At 58.7% G+C, this 19895-nt stretch carries 18 protein-coding genes; 3 read left to right on the forward strand and 15 right to left on the reverse strand.

The window, feature by feature from the left end; genetic code table 11:
- Nucleotides 1–186: 186 nt before the first annotated feature.
- The 3 genes from HMPREF2562_RS02915 to HMPREF2562_RS02925 are packed head-to-tail and all read right to left on the reverse strand — an operon-like array spanning nucleotide 187 to nucleotide 1981.
- On the reverse strand, nucleotides 187–906 hold the full coding sequence (locus HMPREF2562_RS02915; protein ID WP_049193708.1) for a hypothetical protein: 720 nt from the start codon (nucleotides 904–906) through the stop codon (nucleotides 187–189).
- Entirely contained in the window at nucleotides 903–1622 is a 720-nt protein-coding gene (locus tag HMPREF2562_RS02920; protein ID WP_049193710.1) for an AAA family ATPase, read from the reverse strand. Before HMPREF2562_RS02920 ends, HMPREF2562_RS02915 begins: the two co-directional genes overlap by 4 nt.
- On the reverse strand, nucleotides 1619–1981 hold the full coding sequence (locus HMPREF2562_RS02925; RefSeq protein WP_070549601.1) for a GntR family transcriptional regulator: 363 nt from the start codon (nucleotides 1979–1981) through the stop codon (nucleotides 1619–1621). Before HMPREF2562_RS02925 ends, HMPREF2562_RS02920 begins: the two co-directional genes overlap by 4 nt.
- Before the next feature lie 134 nt (nucleotides 1982–2115).
- Here HMPREF2562_RS02925 and zwf point away from each other — a divergent pair, with 134 nt between their 5' ends.
- Genes zwf through pgl form a run of 3 tightly spaced genes read left to right on the forward strand, consistent with a single transcriptional unit; the run spans nucleotide 2116 to nucleotide 5551 of the window.
- Entirely contained in the window at nucleotides 2116–3720 is a 1605-nt protein-coding gene (zwf, locus tag HMPREF2562_RS02930) for a glucose-6-phosphate dehydrogenase (RefSeq protein WP_016422737.1), read from the forward strand.
- A gap of 50 nt (nucleotides 3721–3770) precedes the next feature.
- Nucleotides 3771–4787, forward strand: coding sequence for a glucose-6-phosphate dehydrogenase assembly protein OpcA (locus HMPREF2562_RS02935; protein WP_070549602.1), 1017 nt, complete (start codon nucleotides 3771–3773; stop codon nucleotides 4785–4787).
- Complete coding sequence (gene pgl / locus HMPREF2562_RS02940; protein ID WP_070549603.1) at nucleotides 4784–5551, forward strand: 6-phosphogluconolactonase; 768 nt, start codon at nucleotides 4784–4786, stop codon at nucleotides 5549–5551. The genes HMPREF2562_RS02935 and pgl overlap by 4 nt, the downstream gene beginning before the upstream one ends.
- A gap of 117 nt (nucleotides 5552–5668) precedes the next feature.
- Here the strand turns inward: pgl and secG are convergent, their stop codons facing one another.
- The 12 genes from secG to HMPREF2562_RS03000 all read right to left on the reverse strand — a co-directional run bounded on the left by secG (nucleotide 5669) and on the right by HMPREF2562_RS03000 (nucleotide 19890).
- The gene (secG, locus tag HMPREF2562_RS02945) at nucleotides 5669–5905 is read right to left on the reverse strand and encodes a preprotein translocase subunit SecG (RefSeq protein ID WP_005510775.1); all 237 of its coding nucleotides are present in this window, start codon (nucleotides 5903–5905) and stop codon (nucleotides 5669–5671) included.
- A 101-nt stretch (nucleotides 5906–6006) separates the two neighbouring features.
- Complete coding sequence (ppc, locus tag HMPREF2562_RS02950) at nucleotides 6007–8835, reverse strand: phosphoenolpyruvate carboxylase (RefSeq protein WP_070549604.1); 2829 nt, start codon at nucleotides 8833–8835, stop codon at nucleotides 6007–6009.
- Between the two features lie 202 nt (nucleotides 8836–9037).
- Nucleotides 9038–9826, reverse strand: a complete 789-nt coding sequence (gene tpiA, locus HMPREF2562_RS02955) for a triose-phosphate isomerase (protein ID WP_049172948.1) — start codon at nucleotides 9824–9826, stop codon at nucleotides 9038–9040.
- Between the two features lie 69 nt (nucleotides 9827–9895).
- The gene (gene pgk / locus HMPREF2562_RS02960) at nucleotides 9896–11107 is read right to left on the reverse strand and encodes a phosphoglycerate kinase (protein WP_049172950.1); all 1212 of its coding nucleotides are present in this window, start codon (nucleotides 11105–11107) and stop codon (nucleotides 9896–9898) included.
- A 110-nt stretch (nucleotides 11108–11217) separates the two neighbouring features.
- Nucleotides 11218–12222 carry a type I glyceraldehyde-3-phosphate dehydrogenase gene (gap, locus tag HMPREF2562_RS02965; protein WP_048731894.1) on the reverse strand — a complete coding sequence of 335 codons (1005 nt, stop codon included), beginning with the start codon at nucleotides 12220–12222 and terminating at the stop codon, nucleotides 11218–11220.
- A 183-nt stretch (nucleotides 12223–12405) separates the two neighbouring features.
- Nucleotides 12406–13404 (reverse strand): DNA-binding protein WhiA, encoded by a 999-nt coding sequence (gene whiA, locus HMPREF2562_RS02970; RefSeq protein ID WP_049190810.1) that lies wholly within the window; start codon nucleotides 13402–13404, stop codon nucleotides 12406–12408.
- A 191-nt stretch (nucleotides 13405–13595) separates the two neighbouring features.
- On the reverse strand, nucleotides 13596–14543 hold the full coding sequence (gene yvcK / locus HMPREF2562_RS02975) for a gluconeogenesis factor YvcK family protein (RefSeq protein ID WP_048731879.1): 948 nt from the start codon (nucleotides 14541–14543) through the stop codon (nucleotides 13596–13598).
- Between the two features lie 23 nt (nucleotides 14544–14566).
- Nucleotides 14567–15457: an RNase adapter RapZ gene (gene rapZ, locus HMPREF2562_RS02980; protein WP_005510809.1), complete on the reverse strand. Its 891-nt coding sequence runs from the start codon at nucleotides 15455–15457 to the stop codon at nucleotides 14567–14569.
- Between the two features lie 112 nt (nucleotides 15458–15569).
- Nucleotides 15570–17618, reverse strand: a complete 2049-nt coding sequence (gene uvrC, locus HMPREF2562_RS02985; protein ID WP_016422728.1) for an excinuclease ABC subunit UvrC — start codon at nucleotides 17616–17618, stop codon at nucleotides 15570–15572.
- Nucleotides 17619–17647: 29 nt separating this feature from the next.
- Nucleotides 17648–18142, reverse strand: coding sequence for a PH domain-containing protein (locus HMPREF2562_RS02990; protein ID WP_016422727.1), 495 nt, complete (start codon nucleotides 18140–18142; stop codon nucleotides 17648–17650).
- Between the two features lie 2 nt (nucleotides 18143–18144).
- Nucleotides 18145–18627, reverse strand: coding sequence for a 6,7-dimethyl-8-ribityllumazine synthase (ribH, locus tag HMPREF2562_RS02995; RefSeq protein ID WP_049190744.1), 483 nt, complete (start codon nucleotides 18625–18627; stop codon nucleotides 18145–18147).
- Nucleotides 18628–19890 carry a bifunctional 3,4-dihydroxy-2-butanone-4-phosphate synthase/GTP cyclohydrolase II gene (locus HMPREF2562_RS03000; RefSeq protein ID WP_049190747.1) on the reverse strand — a complete coding sequence of 421 codons (1263 nt, stop codon included), beginning with the start codon at nucleotides 19888–19890 and terminating at the stop codon, nucleotides 18628–18630.
- Nucleotides 19891–19895 lie beyond the last annotated feature (5 nt).

A 19895-nucleotide genomic window follows, 5' to 3' on the forward strand; every position in this document is an offset into this window, starting at 1 on the left:
GCAATGACCGCCTGACCCTACCGCCCGAAAAATAGCCTGAAGGTGTCATAAACTTGCACAGTTTCACATCTGCAGCCCGTAACTTTTGGGGTTGTCAGTTTCGGTTCGCCTGTTGTGTTACTTAACCCGCATGTTCAACGTTGGACATGAAAAAGCTCCCCGCGCAGGGGAGCTTTTTTAATGGAGCTAGGACGCGGCGAAGGCGGGGCGCACAGTGGGCAGCGGGCGTTTCTCTTCCTTTAATGCCCAGGCCATCACGAACGCAGAGATTACGGTGATGATTGAGGCAAAGATCGGCACAGCCGGCCAGGGGGCGCCCGGTACGGAGTCGGTCACGTCCAGCAGATAGCTGAAGAGGAAGAGCGTGACCAGGGCCAGGCCAATGGTGATCGATCCTGCACGAGTGCCCTTCGCGCCGGCGACGGTGCCGACTGCGGTGCTCGCCACGGTAGCCATGAGGAAGCTCAAGAAGACGCACAGCGCGGTGAGCAGAACTGTGGTGTAGTTCTGCCCGGAATCCTCAATCATGTACAGCTCCCCGTTAGTGTCCGGAAACAGGGCCGGTCCGGAGGTGACAATGAAGCTATCGAATCCGCGGTAGTAACCGGACTTGTTCTGTTCGATGACCATCGCCGTGACGATGAAGGCGGTAGCCACCAACGATGTGCCCAAGATTGCGATGATTGCGGAGCGTACCCAGCGGGCGATGCTCACGCCGTAGTCACGCAGGGTGACCGAACGCCGGGCTGTGATGAGGAAGAGGATGCCCAGCGCGATAATGCCAAGCAAGGTGTTGCCGGTTCCGCTGCCTACGAGCATGCGCCCGAAGGCCGAGTACAGGATGGCCACGGCGGCAACACCGAGGAAGGTTTTCTTGTTGGTCGCGATGAAAGCTCCGGTGCTCATTTCTTGCTCCGTTCGATGTAGGAGGAGGTGCTTGCGAGGTCGATGAGGGCCGCGGGGTCGAGGTAGCTCACCTCAACGCCGAGGGCGCGGGCATGCGCAGCGGCAGACGAACTGAGCTCTGTAGACAGGATTGCCTCGCAGCGCTCGCCGAGGGTTTTCTTAGCGAGCACTGGGCCGGCCACCTGCGCCACGAGATCCGTAGGGCCGCGCAGCACCGGATGGCTAGCGCGCAGCTTATCGACGTCATAGGGCCCGTACGCATCCTGCTTGTGGATGACAATCAAGGTGTCGACTAGGCCGGCTAGATCCTGGGAGTGCTGCGAGGTGACCACAAGGTTGGCCGATTCGGCCGAGTCGATAAGCATGCCGCGCAATGTGGCGCGGTGCTCGACATCGAGGCCGTTGAAGGGCTCGTCGAAAAGCAATGCTTCCTTGCCCGATGCCAGGGTGGCAGCGGCGATAAGCAGCTGGCGCTGGCCCAGGCTGAGCTTTTTGATAGGGGTGTCAGCGGGGAAATCGAGGAGGGACTCCGCGTGGGGCACATCGAGCTGATCCCAGCCGGTGCGCAGGATCTGGAAATATTCGCGCGGGGTGGCACCGAAGACCTGGGTGTCGGGTGCAGCCTTCGCCAGGGCCGCCGTAGGCATCTGCGCGAGGGTACGCAGGTAGTAAGTCTTGCCGGCGCCGTTGGGGCCAATCACGCCGTAGATGCTCATTTCTCCTCCTCCAGCATGGCGATGATGTCGTGGAGCGTGAGGCCGAGAATGCCGGCCTCCACTTTTAATGGCTCGATGTAGGTGCGCTGGAACGCTTCACGACGCTCAGCGCGAATGCGCTCACGGGCATCTGGAGTGACAAACATGCCGAGTCCTCTTTTCTTCTCCACAAGCCCCACCATCGACAGTTCCGTCATGGCCTTGGCGGCCGTGGTTGGGTTGACCTGATAGAACTCCGAGAGCTCCTTGGTTGAAGGGGCACGATCCTCAGCCGAGAGCTCCCCGGACAAAATCATTGATTTCAGATCCTCGGCGATCTGGACGTAGATGGGCCGAGGGTCCGCCTCCTTCGCCTGCATATCCACCTCCGTGGTTTATGGGTATACCACCTAGGTCATAAACCTATGGCAGAAGAAAGGGGTCCGTCAAGGCCCCATCGGAGGAATCGGAAACGATTCCACCGGACTTTTCTCGATATGACATTATGTAAACCGTGAGTGATTCTCTGCAACGCAACGATTCGAACTCCCCTACTGCCAGCTCTCCGCACAACGGAGACGACAGCACCAACCACGACGGATACATCAACCCGCTGCGCGACCCGCAGGATAAACGCCTGCCGCGTATTGCCGGCCCGGGTGGCATGGTGATTTTCGGAGTGACGGGCGATCTGGCCCGAAAGAAGCTTCTGCCTGCCATCTATGATCTGGCCAACCGCGGTCTACTGCCTGCCTCCTTCGCGTTAGTTGGCTACGGTCGTCGCGAATGGTCGAAACAGGACTTTGAGGATTATGTGCGCACCGCAGTGGAACAGGGCGCCCGCACAGACTTCCGTGAGAGTGTCTGGCAGCGCCTGGCTGAGGGCATTCACTTTGTCACCGGTACCTTCACCGATGACGAGGCCTTCGATCGCCTGGCCGCACAACTTGAGGAGCTCGATCGCTCCCGCGGCACCGCTGGCAACTGGGCCTACTACCTGTCCATTCCGCCAGCTAACTTCCCCGATGTCTGTCATCAGCTCGATCGTTCGGGGCTGGCGCAGTCGGGCGAGGATTATTGGCGTCGCGTGATTATTGAGAAGCCATTCGGACACGACCTAGCCTCCGCTCAGGAACTCAACCGGATTGTGAACTCGGTCTTCCCAGAAGACGCTGTGTTCCGCATCGACCACTACCTGGGCAAGGAAACCGTCCAGAACATTCTGGCCATGCGTTTTGCCAACCAGTTGTTCGATCCGATGTGGAATTCTCACTACATTGACCACGTCCAGATCACCATGGCCGAGGACATTGGTTTGGGCGGTCGCGCTGGCTACTACGACGGTATTGGTGCAGCTCGTGACGTGATTCAGAACCACCTACTCCAGCTCCTGGCGCTGGTGGCAATGGAAGAGCCCATCGCCTTTACCCCGGAAGAGCTGCAAGCGGAAAAGATCAAGGTTCTGCGTGCCGTCGAGCCAGTGCGTCCGTTTTCGAAATACACCGCTCGTGGCCAGTACACGGCGGATTGGCAGGGCAGCAACTTCGTGCCAGGGCTGCGCGATGAGGAAGGCTTCGACCCCGAATCCACGACCGAGACCTACGCCGCCTGTACGCTGCAGATCAACTCCCGTCGCTGGGCCGGTGTCCCCTTCTACCTGCGCACCGGCAAGCGCCTCGGCCGCCGCGTCACTGAAATTGCGCTTGTCTTTAAGTCCGCACCTCACCTGCCCTTCGCAGAGACAATGACTGCCGCACTCGGCCAGAACGCAATGGTCATCCGTGTTCAGCCAGACGAGGGCGTGCTCATGCGCTTCGGCTCGAAGGTCCCGGGCTCGGCCATGGAAGTGCGCGATGTCAACATGGACTTCTCCTACTCCGAGGTGTTTACCGAGCAGTCGCCAGAGGCCTACGAGCGCCTAATTCTGGATGCGCTTCTCGACGAGGCCAGCCTCTTCCCCACCAACGAGGAAGTCGAGCTGTCCTGGAAGATTCTTGACCCCATCATCGAGTACTGGGCCAAGCGCGGTCGTCCCGAGGGCTACCCCGCAGGTTCGTGGGGGCCTTCCTCCGCCGACCACATGCTCGAGCGCGACGGTCGCGCTTGGCGACGGCCATAGGTTGCCGACCTCTCAGTTCTTAAGAATTTTCTGACAGAAAGAACACTTTCATGATTGTCAATTTGCCAGACACTGACACTGCGAGCATTGCTCGTCAGTTGGTGCAGCTTCGAGAGCAGGGCGGCATCGTCACCACGGGCCGTGTCCTCACCCTGATTGTTTTGGCCAAAAGCGAAGACGACCTGGAAAACATTATTTCCACGGTCAACTCCGTTTCCCGCGAGCACCCATCCCGTGTGCTGGTATTGGTCTCCGATGATCCACGCCTGGACAATCGCCTTGACGCGGAGCTCCGCGTCGGTGGTGATGCCGGTGCCGCTGAGATCGTCGTTATGCACATGTCCGGAGAGATTGGTCAGCACCACAGCTCTGTGGTGACTCCTCTGTTGCTGCCGGATACACCGGTCGTGGCGTGGTGGCCGTCTGAGGCGCCGCAGGTCCCAGCGGCGACACCAATCGGCCGGATTGCCCAGCGCCGTATCACCGATTCACTGTGTGACCCGAATAGCAACGCTATCTACACGCGCCGTACGGGCTACACGCCCGGCGATTCCGACCTGAGCTGGTCGCGGCTGACGAACTGGCGCGGTGTGTTGGCATCCGCTTTCGACTTGCCGCCGCACTCGCCGGTGACCTCCGTGTCCATCTACGGCCCACAGGACTCGCCATCGGTCGAGGTCGCCGCCGGATGGTTGGCAGATCGCCTGGGGCTGCCGGTCAACCGTTACTCCACCGGTGAGAAGAAGATTCCGGTGGACGAAAAGGGCCGCGCCAAGCCACCGGTGACCTCCGTCGCCTTTGAGCGTGAAAATGGCCAGACTTTGCGTATCGATATTGAAAGCGCCACCACTGCATCGGTCACCAACGGAGAAAAGCCCCCGTTCAAGGTTGCAGTATCGCGTCCAATACGCTCCGAATGTTTGGCAGAGGAGCTGCGTCACCTCGACCACGATACTGCCTACGGACGTGCCCTGCGTGGCCTCAGCCAGATTCACACGGTGGGAATGCAACCTCCGACGTCCACAACAACTAGCTTCGCTAACGAACCAGGAGTCTCTGACAAGTGACCACCGATAACGCGTCGAATACCGTCCCTGCCCCTCAGTTCCACCGCGCCGCTGACCAGGCGGGCATCGTCGAGGCTGCACGTCAGCGCTTCATCGATGCGGTTGTCGCCGTCCTACATGGCAACGCCTCTCCGGTCACCGATGACGGTTTCGTACGCGTCGTTCTCACCGGTGGCGGCGCGGGTACCGCTTTGCTCAGTGCGCTTGCCGACGATTCCGGAGACATCGACTGGAACCGAGTCCTGGTGTTCTTCGGAGATGAACGCTTTGTCGCTGCCGACTCGGCAGATCGCAATGCGTTGGCTGCTCGTAAGCGTCTCTTGTCTCCTGTCGGCGTACCGGAGGAAAACATCTTCGAGTTTGCCGCTGCCGACAGCGGCGTGACCACCACGGAGGCCGCCGAAAGCTACGAAGCTATCGTTCGGGAGAAGGCTCCAAATGGCTTTGACCTTCACCTTCTCGGTATGGGCGGAGAGGGACACATCAACTCGATTTTCCCACATACCGCAGCGCTGGCTGAGCAGGAACGCTTGGTCGTGGACGTGCATAACTGCCCGAAGCCACCGCCGACCCGCATCACGTTGACGATGCCGGCCATCGCCAGCTCTCAGCGTGTGTGGCTACTTGTAGCGGGCGGTGAAAAGGCTGAGGCAATTGCAGCTATCGCTCACCAGGACGACCCAGCGCAGTGGCCGGCGGCCGGGGTTCGCGGTGCACAAGAAACCGTTGTCTTTGTTGACGATGCTGCGGCTGCGCAGCTCTAGGCTTCCGCTTCACCGCTAACAGCCCAGAAACAGCAAATTCCCGCCGATAAGCGAAATGCTATCGACGGGAATTTTTATTGCTTAAAGGCCTGCGGTGGGGCGTGCTGCGTGCGGAACCTACCAGCCGAAAGTATTGAACAGCAGCAACAGGACAATGCAGAGCAACCAGATAATCACGGTCACAATAGTGACGCGGTCAAGGTTCTTCTCCACCACAGTCGAACCGGACAGATTCGACTGCATGCCGCCACCAAAGAGGCTGGACAGTCCGCCACCCTTACCCTTGTGGAGCAGGATGAACAGCGTCATCAGGATGGATGTGATGACCAGGACAATCTGAATGGCGAGGTACACGCGCACTTCCTTTTGAAACGTCGCTTCTTTAAGAACTCCAACTATACTAGCGCAATTGCTCCGCTGGCTAGGTATCCCTAGCCGTATCCCTAGGCGAATTCCTAGCCGGAGTTGCGCAGTGCAGTTGCCAGACCATTCATGGTCAGCTGAATGCCCCGACGCACCTTGTCGCGATTATCGCCGGCACGGTAGCGACGCAGCATCTCCAGCTGGATGATGTTCAGCGGCATGAGGTACGGGAAGCGCATGTCCACCGAGCGCCTGAGCAGCGGGTTGTCCTCCAGCAGGTGCTTGTACCCGGTTACCTTCAGGAACATCTCCAAAGTCAGGTCGAACTCAGCCTTGATGATGCCGTAGATGCGCTCACCGTCGGTCTTATCTTGGCACAGGCTAGCGTAGGCGCGCGCCAGGTTCAGGTCAGCCTTGGACATGACCTGCGCCATGTTCGACAGCACCGAATTGAAGAACGGCCAAATCTCGTTGAGCTGACGGAGCTCAGCCAGGCGGGAACCGTCTTCGTCCTCGCCGATCCACTCCTGCAGTGCAGAGCCGACACCAAACCAGCCCGGCACCATAGAACGCTGCTGCGACCAGGACAGTACCCACGGAATTGCGCGCAGGTCAGAAATGGTCTGGGTCTGCTTGCGTGAAGTCGGACGCGAACCGATGTTCAGGCTGCCGATCTCATCGACCGGGGTCGACGACGTGAAGAAGTCAATAAAGCCCGGGTCCTCGTGCATGAGCTTCGAGTAGGCCTCGCGAGACATGTCGGAAATCTCCGACATAATCTCGTGGGCGCGAGCTGGGTTCTTCAGGTCATCGACGTCGAGCAGAGTCGACTCAATCGTTGCCGAAACAAGTGCGGCGAGGTTCCTGCGTGCCGCTGCAGGGTGACCGTACTTGGCAGAGATAATCTCGCCCTGCTCGGTGATACGCACCGACCCCTGGACTGCACCCGACGGCTGCGCCAGAATTGCCTCGTAGGACGGTCCGCCACCACGGCCAACGGTACCTCCGCGGCCGTGGAAGAGACGCAGGCGAATGTCGTTGTCCTTCGCGGCTGCCACGATGGCGACCTCCGCGTCGTAAAGCGCCCAGTTTGCAGCGAAGTACCCGCCGTCCTTGTTGGAGTCGGAGTAGCCGAGCATGACTTCCTGCAGATCTCCGCGTGCGGACACGTATGCGCGGTAGACCGGAATGTCCCACGCAGCACGCAGGACGTCGGCACCAGCCTGCAGGTCTTCGATGGTTTCGAACAGCGGGATGACGTCAACAGAACCGGTCGGCTGCGAGCCATTCGGGCGAATCAGACCGACTTCCTTGAGCAGAATCATCGGCTCCAGCAGGTCGGAGACCGATGTACACATCGAAATGATGCAGTGCGGTACCGCGTCGTGACCGTACTTGCGCACCGCACGAGATGCCGCACGCATAATGCCTAGCTCGCGAGCCGTAGCTTCGGAAAGATCTGCGGAAGTCGAAACCAGCGGACGGGAGGACTGCAGTTCCTTGGTCAGCAGTTCGACCTTGTCGGCTTCCTTCAATCCCGCGTAGTTGTCCACCACACCGGCAGCGGAGAACAGCTCGGTGAGGATTTCCTCATGAGAGTCCGAATTCTGGCGGATATCAATCGAGTACAGGTGGAAACCAAATACCTCCACTGAATCCATCAGGTCGCGCAGGCGGTGATCGGCGATGAGGTCATCGTGGCTGGACCGCAGGGAGTCGTCGATAATCGAGAGCTCTTCAAGTAGCTCCTCGGCGCTGTCATACGGAGTGAATTCCGACCAGTCGCCCTCAATGATGGACTCGTCGAAGAAGTTCACCGCTGTTGCCGCCACGCGACCGCGGATACCGTGAACCGCACGACGGTACGGCTCATCTTCGCGGTTTGGTACGTCATTGTGGCCGCGGCTGGCCAAGCCGACCAAATCTACGGTGACCTTGGTCAGGCGGTCGCTGAGACTGAGCTCGCGCTCCAGCAGGTGCAACTGCGAGAAGTAGTGACGCAGGATCGTACCCGCTGCCCTATCGGAGGCGTAGCGCAGCGTCTCCTCCGTCACGTATGGGTTGCCGTCGTGGTCACCGCCGATCCACGAACCCATGCGAATGGTTGGATTAGCCGGCAGCTTGTCGCCGCCGAGCTGACGCAAGTGCTTGACGACGTCTCGGTTAATCTGTGGCACAGCTTCCAGCAGAGAAAGCTGGTAGTAGCGAAGACCAACTTCGACCTCGTCGCGAATATCCGGGCGGTTCATGCGAATCAGAGCCGTTTGCCACAGCGTCAGGATCCGGCGACGGATATCGGCATCAATCTCAGCGAGTCGGTCCGCGGTGCGCGCATTCATCGGGGCTGCCTGGATCTCGTGGCGGCGCCGCATTGCGGCCGTGATGTGCTTCTGCACATCGAACACTGTGCGACGACGAGTTTCCGTTGGGTGTGCGGTCAGAACCGGGACGACCTCAATGTGGTCCATCATATCCGCAATGGCGCTGCTGGAAACCTTGGCGTCGCGAAGCTTCTGCCATGTTGCTTCCAGCGTGGAGTCCTGCGGCGGATCGCCAGCATCGAGAGATGCCTCGATGCCCAGCTCCTCGTGCAAATCCTCAGCGAGGTTAGCTAAAAGTGCGAAGTGCGTGAAAGCACGGATGACAGGGCTTGCCTCGGCAGGGTCAATATCGCGGAAGAGGCCGGTGAGCTTCTCGATGTCGCCATCGCCACGATGGAGTTCGAAGGCTGCACGGCGAGCATTTTCGACCAGGTTAAAGACCTCGTCACCCTCTTGCTCGCGGATTACCTGCCCAAGAATTCGACCCAGGTGGCGAATATCCTCCCAGAGCAAGTCCTGCTGCTTCGCGGTAGCGGTCGAAGAGGATTGCTCATTGCTTGCAGTGTGTCGGTCAGTGTCACCATGTACTTGTTCGTTCATTGAGCACGTCCTTTGAAAATTGCCGGGCATTCGAAGTGGAAAGCCTCGGGAAATGTATTGCGCTGACTTATTGCCAGTCGGTGTGCCTGGATTGAGTCCGCCTAAAGGCAATAACCCCGAATCGGTTTTATGAGAATCAATAAAACCAATCCGGGGTCGCGCATGGCGCCTATCTTATCAGTTGTTCTGAATTTATATGCACTTAGGCGTTCTGAGCGGCATCTGCAGCAAGTGCGCAGAGCTTCGCGAATGCTTCACCGTCGAGCGAAGCGCCACCGACGAGGCCGCCGTCGACGTCGGGCTTGCCGACGATCTCAGCGACGTTCTCGGCCTTGACGGAACCACCGTAGAGGATGCGCATCTCCTTTGCGATGTTCGCGTCCCCAATTTCTGCGACGGTCTCGCGGATAGCTGCACAGACTTCCTGCGCGTCTGCAGCCGATGCGACCTTACCGGTGCCGATAGCCCAGACAGGCTCGTAAGCGATGACGGTCTTGGCCAGCTCAGCGTTGGTCAGATTAGCCAGGGAGCCCTTGACCTGAGAGACAACGTACTCGACGTGCTCTTCGGCCTCTCGGACCTCCAGCGGCTCGCCGACACAGACGATTGGGTTCATGCCCTCGCGCAGTGCTGCCTTGGCCTTCTTTGCGACCAGCTCATCGTCCTCTGCGTGCATATCGCGACGCTCGGAGTGACCGACGACGACCCAGGTGCAGCCGAGCTTTGCCAGCATCGATGCGGAAATCTCGCCGGTGTAAGCGCCGGACTCGTGGACTGAGACATCCTGCGCGCCGTAAGTGACGCCGAGCTTATCGCCCTCAACCAGAGTCTGGACCGAACGCAGGTCGGTAAACGGCGGGATGACAGCGACGTCAACCTTGTCGTAGTACTCCTTTGGCAGAGCGAACGCGAGTTTCTGCACCACACCGATAGCCTCGAGATGGTTCAGGTTCATCTTCCAGTTACCAGCAATAAATGGTGTACGTGCCATAGTGGTGGAATTCACTTCCCTATCAATTAGCGGATTTTTAAGCGATGAAAATCCGGTGGTGGAAAAATCTTAGTCTTCCAGGACGGAGACGCCCGGCAGAGTCTTACCCTCGAGGAACTCCAGCGAAGCGCCACCACCAGTGGAGATGTGGCTGAAGCCGTCCTCGTTCAACCCCAGAGTACGTACTGCTGCTGCGGAGTCGCCGCCACCGACGACGGAGAAGCAACCGTTGTTAGTGGTGGCATCGATGATGGCCTGTGCAACCTCGCGGGTGCCAGCTGCGAAAGCCTCCATCTCGAACACGCCCATCGGGCCGTTCCAGAACACAGTCTTGGACTCAGCGAGCACCTTGCCGAATGCCTCGGCGGAAGCCGGTCCGATGTCCAGGCCCATCCAGCCTTCCGGAATCTCGGTGGCGTCTACCACCTTGTTTTCAGCGTCTGCAGCGAACTTGTCAGCCACGACTACGTCGGTTGGCAGAACGATCTTATCGCCGTAGCGGTCCAGCAGATCCTTACAGGTGTCAATCATCTCTTCCTGCAGCAGGGATGCGCCAACGGCGTAGCCCTTGGCAGCCAGGAAGGTGAAGCACATGCCGCCGCCGATGACCAGGGAGTCAACCTTCGGCGCGAGAGCCTCAATAACGCCCAGCTTGTCGGAAACCTTGGAACCGCCGAGCACGACGGTGTACGGCTTCTCCGGGGTCTCTGCAACCTTGCGCAGAACCTCAAGCTCAGCCTGAACCAGATTGCCGGCGTAGTGCGGCAGCTTCTTAGCGACGTCGAAGACGGAAGCCTGGGCGCGGTGAACAACACCGAAACCGTCGGAAACAAACGCTCCGTCCGGAACTAGTGCAGCCAGCTCGGCTGCGAACTCGGCGCGCTCTGCCTCGTCCTTGGAGGTCTCGCGCGGATCGAAGCGGACGTTCTCCAACAAGAGTACATCGCCCTCGGTCAGGCCATTAGCGCGCTCGTGCGCGTCCTCACCGGAGACATCACCGGCGAGCGCGACGTACTGCTCCAGGCGCTCAGATAGCGCCTCAGCGACCGGGGCCAGGGAGAACTCGGACTTAACCTCGCCCTTCGGGCGACCCAGGTGAGCCATAACAACGACCTTGGCGCCGGCCTCGACAAGCGCGGACAGGGTGGGCAGCGAAGCATCGATTCGACCCGGATCGGTGATAACGCCGTCTTTCAGTGGGACGTTAAAGTCGGAGCGGACGAGGACGTAACGGCCTTCAATACCTTCGTTGATCAGGTCTTTGACAGTCTTAACAGTCATCTCAATGAAATCCTTGTGAAAGTGTGTAAAAAACGGGCCGCGGGTGGCGTGCCCTACTCAGGCGCACCCACCCCGGCCCGTTCGGGGTCTGGGATTAACCAGGTGAGTTATTAGAGGCGCTCACCGACGTAGACAGCCAGGTCGACGAGGCGGTTGGAGTAGCCCCACTCGTTGTCGTACCAGGAGACAACCTTGACCTGATCGCCGATGACCTTGGTCAGCGGTGCGTCGAAGATCGAGGAACGCGGGTCGCCCTCGATGTCCTTGGAAACGATTGGGTCCTCGTTGTAGCCCAGAACACCCTTGAGCTCGCCCTCAGCAGCTTCCTTGATGGCAGCATTGACGGACTCGACGGTGACCTCGCTCTTCGCAGTGAAGGTCAGGTCGGTGACAGAGCCGGTCGGGGTCGGAACACGCAGTGCGTAGCCGTCCAGCAGGCCCTTGAGCTGCGGCAGAACCAGAGCGACTGCCTTTGCAGCACCGGTGGAGGTCGGAACAATGTTCAGTGCAGCAGCGCGGGCGCGACGCAGGTCCTTGTGCGGAGCGTCGTGCAGACGCTGGTCACCGGTGTATGCGTGGATGGTGGTCATGAGACCGCGCTCGATGCCGAACTTGTCGTCCAGGACCTTAGCCATCGGAGCCAGGCAGTTGGTGGTGCAAGAAGCGTTCGAAATGATGTTGTGCTTCTCCGGGTCGTAGTCAGTGTGGTTAACACCGACAACGAAGGTTGCGTCTTCGTTCTTAGCCGGAGCGGAGATGATGACCTTCTTGGCGCCAGCCTCGATGTGAGCCTTGGCAGCGTTGGCATCGGTGAAGAAACCGGTGGACTCAATGACGATGTCGACCTCGTGCTTGCCCCACGGCAGGTCCTTCGGGTCGCGCTCAGCGTATGCCGCGATGCGCTTGCCGTTGACGGTGAGGGACTCATCGTCGTAGGTGACCTCTGCGTCAAGCTTGCCCATGATGGAGTCGTACTTGAGCAGGTGAGCCAGGGTCTTGTTATCAGTGAGGTCGTTTACAGCAACGACTTCCAGGTCAGCGCCCGCAGCGAGCAGGGAGCGGAAGAAGTTGCGGCCGATGCGACCAAAACCGTTAATACCTACACGAACCGTCACAATAATCTCCTTAATGGATTGGCGAATCGATGCCACTTGTCAGGGCGCTGATTGCGCTCCAACAGGTTCACTACAGAAGTGTACGTTGGGTTTTTCATTCGCGCAGCGGTGGTTTGGTGCGAAAATCCCAAATAAACGGAGATTTATCAAAAATTACGCACCTGACTAGGCATAACAGGTGCTTTACTCGTCAACTTCTTTGTCAAAAAGTTCGTCTGTAACGACTGCAGTTGTGGGGGGAATTCCGAGTTCGTTTGCTCTTTTGTCCGCCATGGAGAGCAAACGGCGGATGCGTCCTGCGACGGCGTCCTTGGTCATTGGCGGATTTGCCAGCTGCCCAAGTTCTTCCAGTGAAGCCTGCTTGTGCTCGATGCGCAGCTGTCCTGCAGACACCAAATGGTCTGGTACATCGTCACCGAGAATCTCTAAAGCACGCTCTACTCGCGCTGCTGCAATAACGGCCGCACGAGCCGAGCGCCGCAGGTTGGCATCGTCGAAGTTTGCCAAACGAGTGGCCGTCGCTCGCACTTCACGACGCATTCGCTGTTCTTCCCACTGCAGGCGAGTAGTCTGGGCTCCCATTCGCGTCAGCAGCGCACCGATTGCATCGCCCTCCCGGATGATTACACGATCGCCACCGCGGGATTTATTCTCCTTGCTCTTAGCCGTAATTCCGAGTCTACGAGCACATCCCACCAATGCAAGTGCCGCTTCTGCAGAGGGAGCAGTGACTTCCAAAGCTGAGGAACGCCCCGGCTCAGTCAGCGAACCATGTGCCAAAAAAGCACCCCGCCATGCAGCTTCTTGATCAATCTTCTGCCCCATAATCAGCTTGCGTGGTAGCCCACGTACGGGACGTCCCGCAGAGTCAATCAGGCCAGTTTGCCTAACGACGAGTTCCGCGCCATCGGTTACCCGCACGATGTACTTCGAGGTCTTTCGCAAGCCACCGGGAGACAAGACATTGAGGCTGGCTTTGACATCGTAGAGTTCGGCCAGCATGGAGCGTAGGCGGCGTGCGACAGCGCCGGAATCCAACTCAGCCTCCAGCACAATCGAACCTGCCACCAGGTGGAGTCCTCCTGCGAAGCGGAACAGGGTCGCAATCTCCGCTGCCTGAGCGCTTTCCTGCGAAACTGACACGCGGGCTAGTTCGTCTTTGACCTTCGCCGTCAATGCCACGATGCTGTCCATCCTCATTTCATGTGTACGAGCTGGGTTTGGGCCTGGTTAATTTAGGTGAAATTAACCCCATTTGAGCTTTAGCAATAAACCTCAAGGATAGTATCCGGAACCAATCGAGTGGCAATTAGTTGATTGCCTGCTGCATCCCCGCAGGAGAATGCATAAAAACCCTCGATTGACAGGACGCTTTAGAGGAACTGACGAAGTGCGACAGCTAGCTTCTCCGGCGAATGTCGACCTGTCAAAGCTCCGTGGTCATCAACTTCTTGCACATCGGCGAAGACAACCTGCGCGTCTAGGCTATCCGCCGCTCGCTGCAGGTATTCTCGTTCGGTATCCGCGAGCGGCGTGTTGTCGTCGACAAGCACGTAATTGAGCTTCAAGTTAGGTGCATGCTGCGTGAGCATATGGATGTGTCGTTCGGAAGAAAAACCGGCGGTCTCCCCCGGCTCGGCGACAAGATTCAGCACCACGACGGTTGTGGCATTGGTTTCTTGCAGAGCATCCCGCAGCCCGGGCACCTGAAGATGTGGCAGAACCGAAGTAAACCACGAACCCGGACCCAGCGTCACCAAATCGGCATTGAGGATAGCTTCAATGGCCTCCTCGGATGCCGGCGGAGTCTCAGGAATCAGCCGGATTCGGCGCACCTGGCCAGGTGTCGTGGCCACTGCGACCTGGCCACGGACCTGACGCACAACGCGAGCATCCTGCTCCAAGCCAACGACTTCGGCCTCAATCTCTAGCGGGATCGGCGACATGGGCACGACGCGACCCCGGATTTGCAGCAACCGGCCAATTTCGTCAAGCGCGTCGACTTCATTTCCCATCACACTGGTGAGGCCAGCGATAATCAGATTGCCAATCGCATGCCCTGCCAGTGCGCCAGTTCCGCCAAAGCGGTGCTGCAGTGTCTTTTCCCACAGATCGCCTTTTTCCGTATCTGCGGAAAGCGCGGCGAGTGCCATGCGAAGGTCTCCAGGGGGAATCTGCCCCAGCTCACGACGAAGGCGACCCGAGGATCCGCCGTCGTCGGCAACTGTGACCACCGCTGTGACATGGTCCGCAACCTGACGGTCAGCTCTCAGCGTGGCAAATAGACCATGACCGCCACCCAGACTGGTAATTGATGTCAATTTCTACACCTCCACGAAAACCGCTAGTTGCGGTCAATATCGCGGTGGACGACGTTGACGTTGATCCCGGAAACTCCCTCGAGCTTCTTAGCCAGCGCCTCCGACATGGCCACACTTCGGTGATGGCCTCCGGTGCATCCCACAGCGATAGTCATAAAACCCTTGCCCTCACGGCGGTACCCGGGCAAAACCAATTCAATCAAGTTTGTGACGTTGTCCAAAAACCCCTGAGACTCAGGTTGGGACAGCACGTAGTCGGCCACGGCTTTGTTGGTACCGCGGCCCGCACGCAGCTCAGGTACCCAATAGGGATTGGGGAGAAAACGGACGTCGAAAAGCATGTCGGCATCGCGCGGCGCACCGTGCTTAAACCCAAAGGATTCGATGGTGATCTGCTGAATCTTGCTAGCGGTATCCGACAACTGATGCTCTAACTCACGGCGCAAATCGTGCACGCTCATGTCAGAGGTATCCACTACTAAATCCGACATGCCCTTTATTGGCAGCAACATCTGACGTTCAGCGGCAATACCCTGTGAAAGCGTGCCATTTTCCTGCAGCGGATGGGTGCGGCGGACAGAGTCGTAGCGGGCGATGAGGGTGTCGTCGTTGGCATCAAAGAAGATGACATAGGGCTGGCGCCCCTCATTGCGGAGTCCGTCGAGCACCTCCCCCAAACTGCCGGCGAACGCGCGCGAGCGCACGTCGGTGACGATAGCGAGGCGCTCTACTGGAGAGTCCGCCTCAAACGACAACTCGACCATGCGCATAATTAACTCCGGTGGCAGGTTGTCTGCGACATACCAGCCCATCTCCTCCAAGACGCTGGCGGCCGTATTGCGTCCGGAACCGGACATGCCGGTAATCAACACAAGTGACTTTTCAGCCTGAGGGGAATAACCCGAAGTAATCATGCCATCACTCTAATACAATTCCGCCCAACCGCTCTCGGTTTTACTAGCGGAAGTAAACCCCCTAGCACTGTTTCAAGTGCGGTTTTAGCCACTTGTTTACCTACTTCTACGCCTACTCTCCCGGACCGACATCCGAGTTTGGATCTGACGGCTTCTCGTCTGGATGGAGGTAATCGTAAACAGTTTTCGCGAGCATCGGCCCGAAACCAGCCACTTCTTCGATCTGCTCGACGCTGGCCTTCTTCAGCGCCGCAACGGAACCAAAGTGCTTGACCAACTCACTGCGGCGTGCTGGCCCCAGCCCCTTAATGCCATCAAGCACCGAAGAACGCATGCGTTTAGAGCGCTGCTGGCGGTGATAATTAATGGCAAAGCGGTGCGCCTCATCACGAATTCGCTGAATAAGGTACATCGCCTCCGAATTGCGCGGCAGAATGAGTGGCTCATCATCGTCGGGAATCCACAGCTCTTCTAAGCGCTTGGCAATCCCCACCAACGTCACATCGGTGACCTCGAGTTCATCGAGGACCGCCTGTGCGGCTGCGACCTGCGGTGCACCACCGTCGACGATGAACAACTGTGGCGGGTAGGCAAACTTGCGGTTACTCCGCGACTGCTCATCGACGGCATCAGTCGTCTCTTCGACGAACATCTCGCTTGCATCATCGGGCATGGCGAGCTTGTCCTCGTTATGGCGCAGAAAACGACGGCGCACCACCTCAGCGATAGAACCGACGTCGTCCGAGCGACCGTCACCCGCTGCATCTTTGATTCGGTAGCGGCGGTAGTCGGACTTCTTGGGCAATCCATCCTCGAAGACCACCAACGAGGCCACCACATCGGTGCCCTGAATATGCGAGATGTCAGTGCACTCGATGCGCAGCGGCGCTTCATCCATAAATAGCGCGTCCTGGAGTTCGGAGAGAGCCTGCGATCGAGTAGTTAGATCTCCACTTCGCTTTAGCTTGTGCTGGCGTAGCGCTTCAGCTGCATTTTTCTGCACGGTCTCCATGAGCGTCCGCTTGTCACCGCGTTGTGGGACGCGAATATCTACATTGGTGCCACGAATATCGGTCAAAAATGCAGTAACCTCGTCAAGATCGTCGGGCGTGGCCTGAACGAGAATTTCGCGTGGCACAACCTGGGCGGCAGTGGTTGATTCATCGCCGTCGACATCCGCGTGCTTGGCGGCGTCGCCATAGAACTGTGTCAGGAACTGCGTTAGCAGCCCACCCAAGCTGGGGTCAGTTTCTCCCTCTCGAAACTCCGTAGTCGCGTACTCGCCGGACTTCTCCACTACCCAGCCGCGCTGACCGTAAATACGTCCCGCCCGAACATGGAAAATCTGCACGGCCGCTTCCAGTTCGTCGGTTGCCAGCGCAATAAAGTCGGCATCGGCGGCGTCGGAAAGCACGACTGACTGCCGCTCCATGACCTTGTCGATGGCAGCGAGGTTGTCGCGCAGACTAGCGGCGCGCTCGAAGTCTAACTCGCCGGCAGCTTCCTCCATTTCCTTTTTTAAGCGCCTCGTGACCGGGCCCGTATTTCCCGACATGAAGCTGGTAAAACCACGGACAATTTCGCGGTGTTCCTCGGCACTGACACGGCCGACACAAGGCGCCGAGCATTTGTCGATATAGCCGAGCAAACAGGGCCGCCCCAGGGCTTGCTGCCGGTTGAAGACTCCCTTTGAACAGGTGCGGGCTGGGAAAACTCGTGTAAGCAAGTCGAGCGTTTCTCGGATAGCCCACGCGTGTGAATAAGGCCCGAAATAACGCACGCCCTTCCGGCGCGGTCCTCGGTAGAGAAAGAGCCGCGGGTACAGCTCTCCAACGCTGACGGCCAACATCGGATACGACTTGTCGTCGCGGTACATCACGTTGAACCGCGGATTAAAGCGCTTGATCCAGGTGTACTCCAACTGCAGCGCTTCGACTTCATTGTGGACGACAGTCCACGTCACCTTCGAAGCGGACTGCACCATCTGGCGGGTGCGGGGATGAAGCCGAGTTAAGTCCTGGAAATAGTTAGACAAACGCGCACGGAGATTCTTCGCCTTGCCGACGTAGAGAACGCGCCCGGTTGAATCGAGAAAACGGTACACCCCCGGCTCCGTGGGAATGGTGCCGGGGGCGGGACGGTACTGAGAAGGGTCAGTCACTTACGGTGTCCTTAAAACGTGTCCTTGGGTTAGTCCTCCGGCATGAACTCGTCTTCAAGTTCACGGAACCGGCGGATGTCTTCCACGACGCGGCTGCCGTCGGCCGACTGGATCGCGAGCATCGGCACAAACTCAAAGTCAGGCAGCTCCAAGCGAGCCCAGCGGGACTTCTTTGGAAAACTCAGGCCGTAGATATCGACCCACGGGTAAAACTTCGCATTGAGTAGATTGCGGACTTCCACACCCCTGGCATTGACGCGAACGCGAGCCCGAGTCAGCAGCAGGATTACCCCGGCGATGATCAAACCAATCATTGGGAAAGCCAGCTGGTCGATAGCGGTCACCGAAGCTCCGGTGTTACCAAAGTCCACCACGATACCCATGAAGATATGGATAGCGAAAACCACAACTGCAGCGATAATCGCCCACAGACGCAGCTTTTGCGAGGTGATTTCCAACAGCCATTTGTCTTCGCTACCGGTGTCGACGGCAGTCGAATTGCTGTGGCGTTCGGAGTTACCCATTCTTACTCAGCTCCACCTTCACGAAGGGACTTCAACACTGCGACGGTGTGCAGCGCTGCGGCCATGGCCTCGCGACCTTTATTCTCCGCGGCGCCCTCACCGCCGGCACGATCAATTGCTTGCTGTTCAGTGTTGCAGGTCAACACACCATTGCCAACTGGCGTTTCACAGTCCAGTGCGATCCGCGTCAGGCCCTCAGTCACCGAGTCGCAGACATAGTCGAAGTGCGGCGTACCACCGCGGATAACGCACCCCAGCGCCACCACGGCGTCGTGAGTTCGCGCGAGCTGTTGCACCACAACCGGAATCTCCAGAGCACCGACGACAGTCACATCCGTGACTACAGCGCCGACCTCCTCGGCCTGGGACAGCGCTTCACGACGAAGCTGCCCAGTAATCTCCTCGTTCCAGTGAGAGGTGACCAGACCGACGGTCACACCAGTGGAATCGGGAACGGTAATTTCAGGAAGACCTGCGCCACTCATCTACTGTGCTCCTTCTGTCGACATGCCGTGGGTCTCCATGTACTCATCCAACCAAGGAAGTTCATGGCCCATGCGTTCGCGCTTTGTCAACAAGTATTTCAAGTTATCCTCGTTGACCTCAACTGGCACCGGTACCCGGCGGCTCATCTCCAGTCCATAACCACCTAGGCCGGCACGCTTGGTCGGATTGTTCGTCAGCAGCGCCATAGAGGTGACCCCAAGATCCTGCAGAATCTGTGCACCAGTGCCGTACTCGCGGGCGTCCGACGGCAAACCGAGTGCGAGATTGGCATCAACGGTGTCAGCGCCTTCATCTTGCAGGTGGTAGGCCTGCAGCTTCGGCATCAGACCAATGCCTCGGCCTTCGTGACCGCGCATGTAGAGAATGACGCCGCGCCCTGCCTCGTGGACCATGCGCATGGAGTTGTGCAGCTGCTGACCGCAGTCGCAGCGGCGAGATCCCAATGCGTCGCCGGTGAGGCATTCGGAGTGCACACGCACGAGGACATCCTGGCCATCGTTGGAAGACACATCCCCCACAACGAGAGCGACATGCTCGACACCGTCGATAAGGCTGCGGTAACCAATGGCACGGAACTCGCCGTAGTCGGTCGGCAGCTTGGTTTCGACAACGCGCTCAATCAGGTGCTCGTTGTGGCGACGGTATTCGATGAGCTGCTCGATGGAAATCAGCGCTAAATCGTGCTCGTCGCAGAAGCGACGTAGTTCCTCCGCGCGAGCCATGCCGGTCGGGTCTTCCTCGGAGACAACCTCACACAGCACACCGGCAGGACGAAGCCCTGCCAGGCGGGCGAGATCGACCGCAGCCTCGGTGTGGCCGGCACGGACGAGGACGCCACCATCGCGAGCTCGCAACGGAACCACGTGTCCCGGTCGGGTGAAATCGTGCGGGCTGGACGTGGGGTCAGCCAGAGTACGAATGGTGTTCGCACGATCTGTGGCGGAAATGCCGGTCGTACCGGTGTTGGCATCCACGGTCACTGTATATGCGGTACCGCGGGCATCCTCATTCTCCGACACCATCGGTGGCAGATTGAGACGCTCGCAGTCCTCGGCGGTCAGCGGTGCACAGATGTAACCAGAGGAATAGCGAACCATAAAGGCAACAAGTTCAGGCGTTGCCTTCTCTGCGGCGAAGATAATGTCGCCCTCGTTCTCACGATCTTCATCGTCGACGACGACCACGGCCTTACCGGCTGCGATGTCCGCAATGGCCCGCTCTACAGAATCGAACTTAATCACAGTCT

It is taken from the genome of Corynebacterium sp. HMSC077G07 (assembly GCF_001809225.1).
GTDB classification, from domain to species: domain Bacteria; phylum Actinomycetota; class Actinomycetes; order Mycobacteriales; family Mycobacteriaceae; genus Corynebacterium; species Corynebacterium jeikeium_D.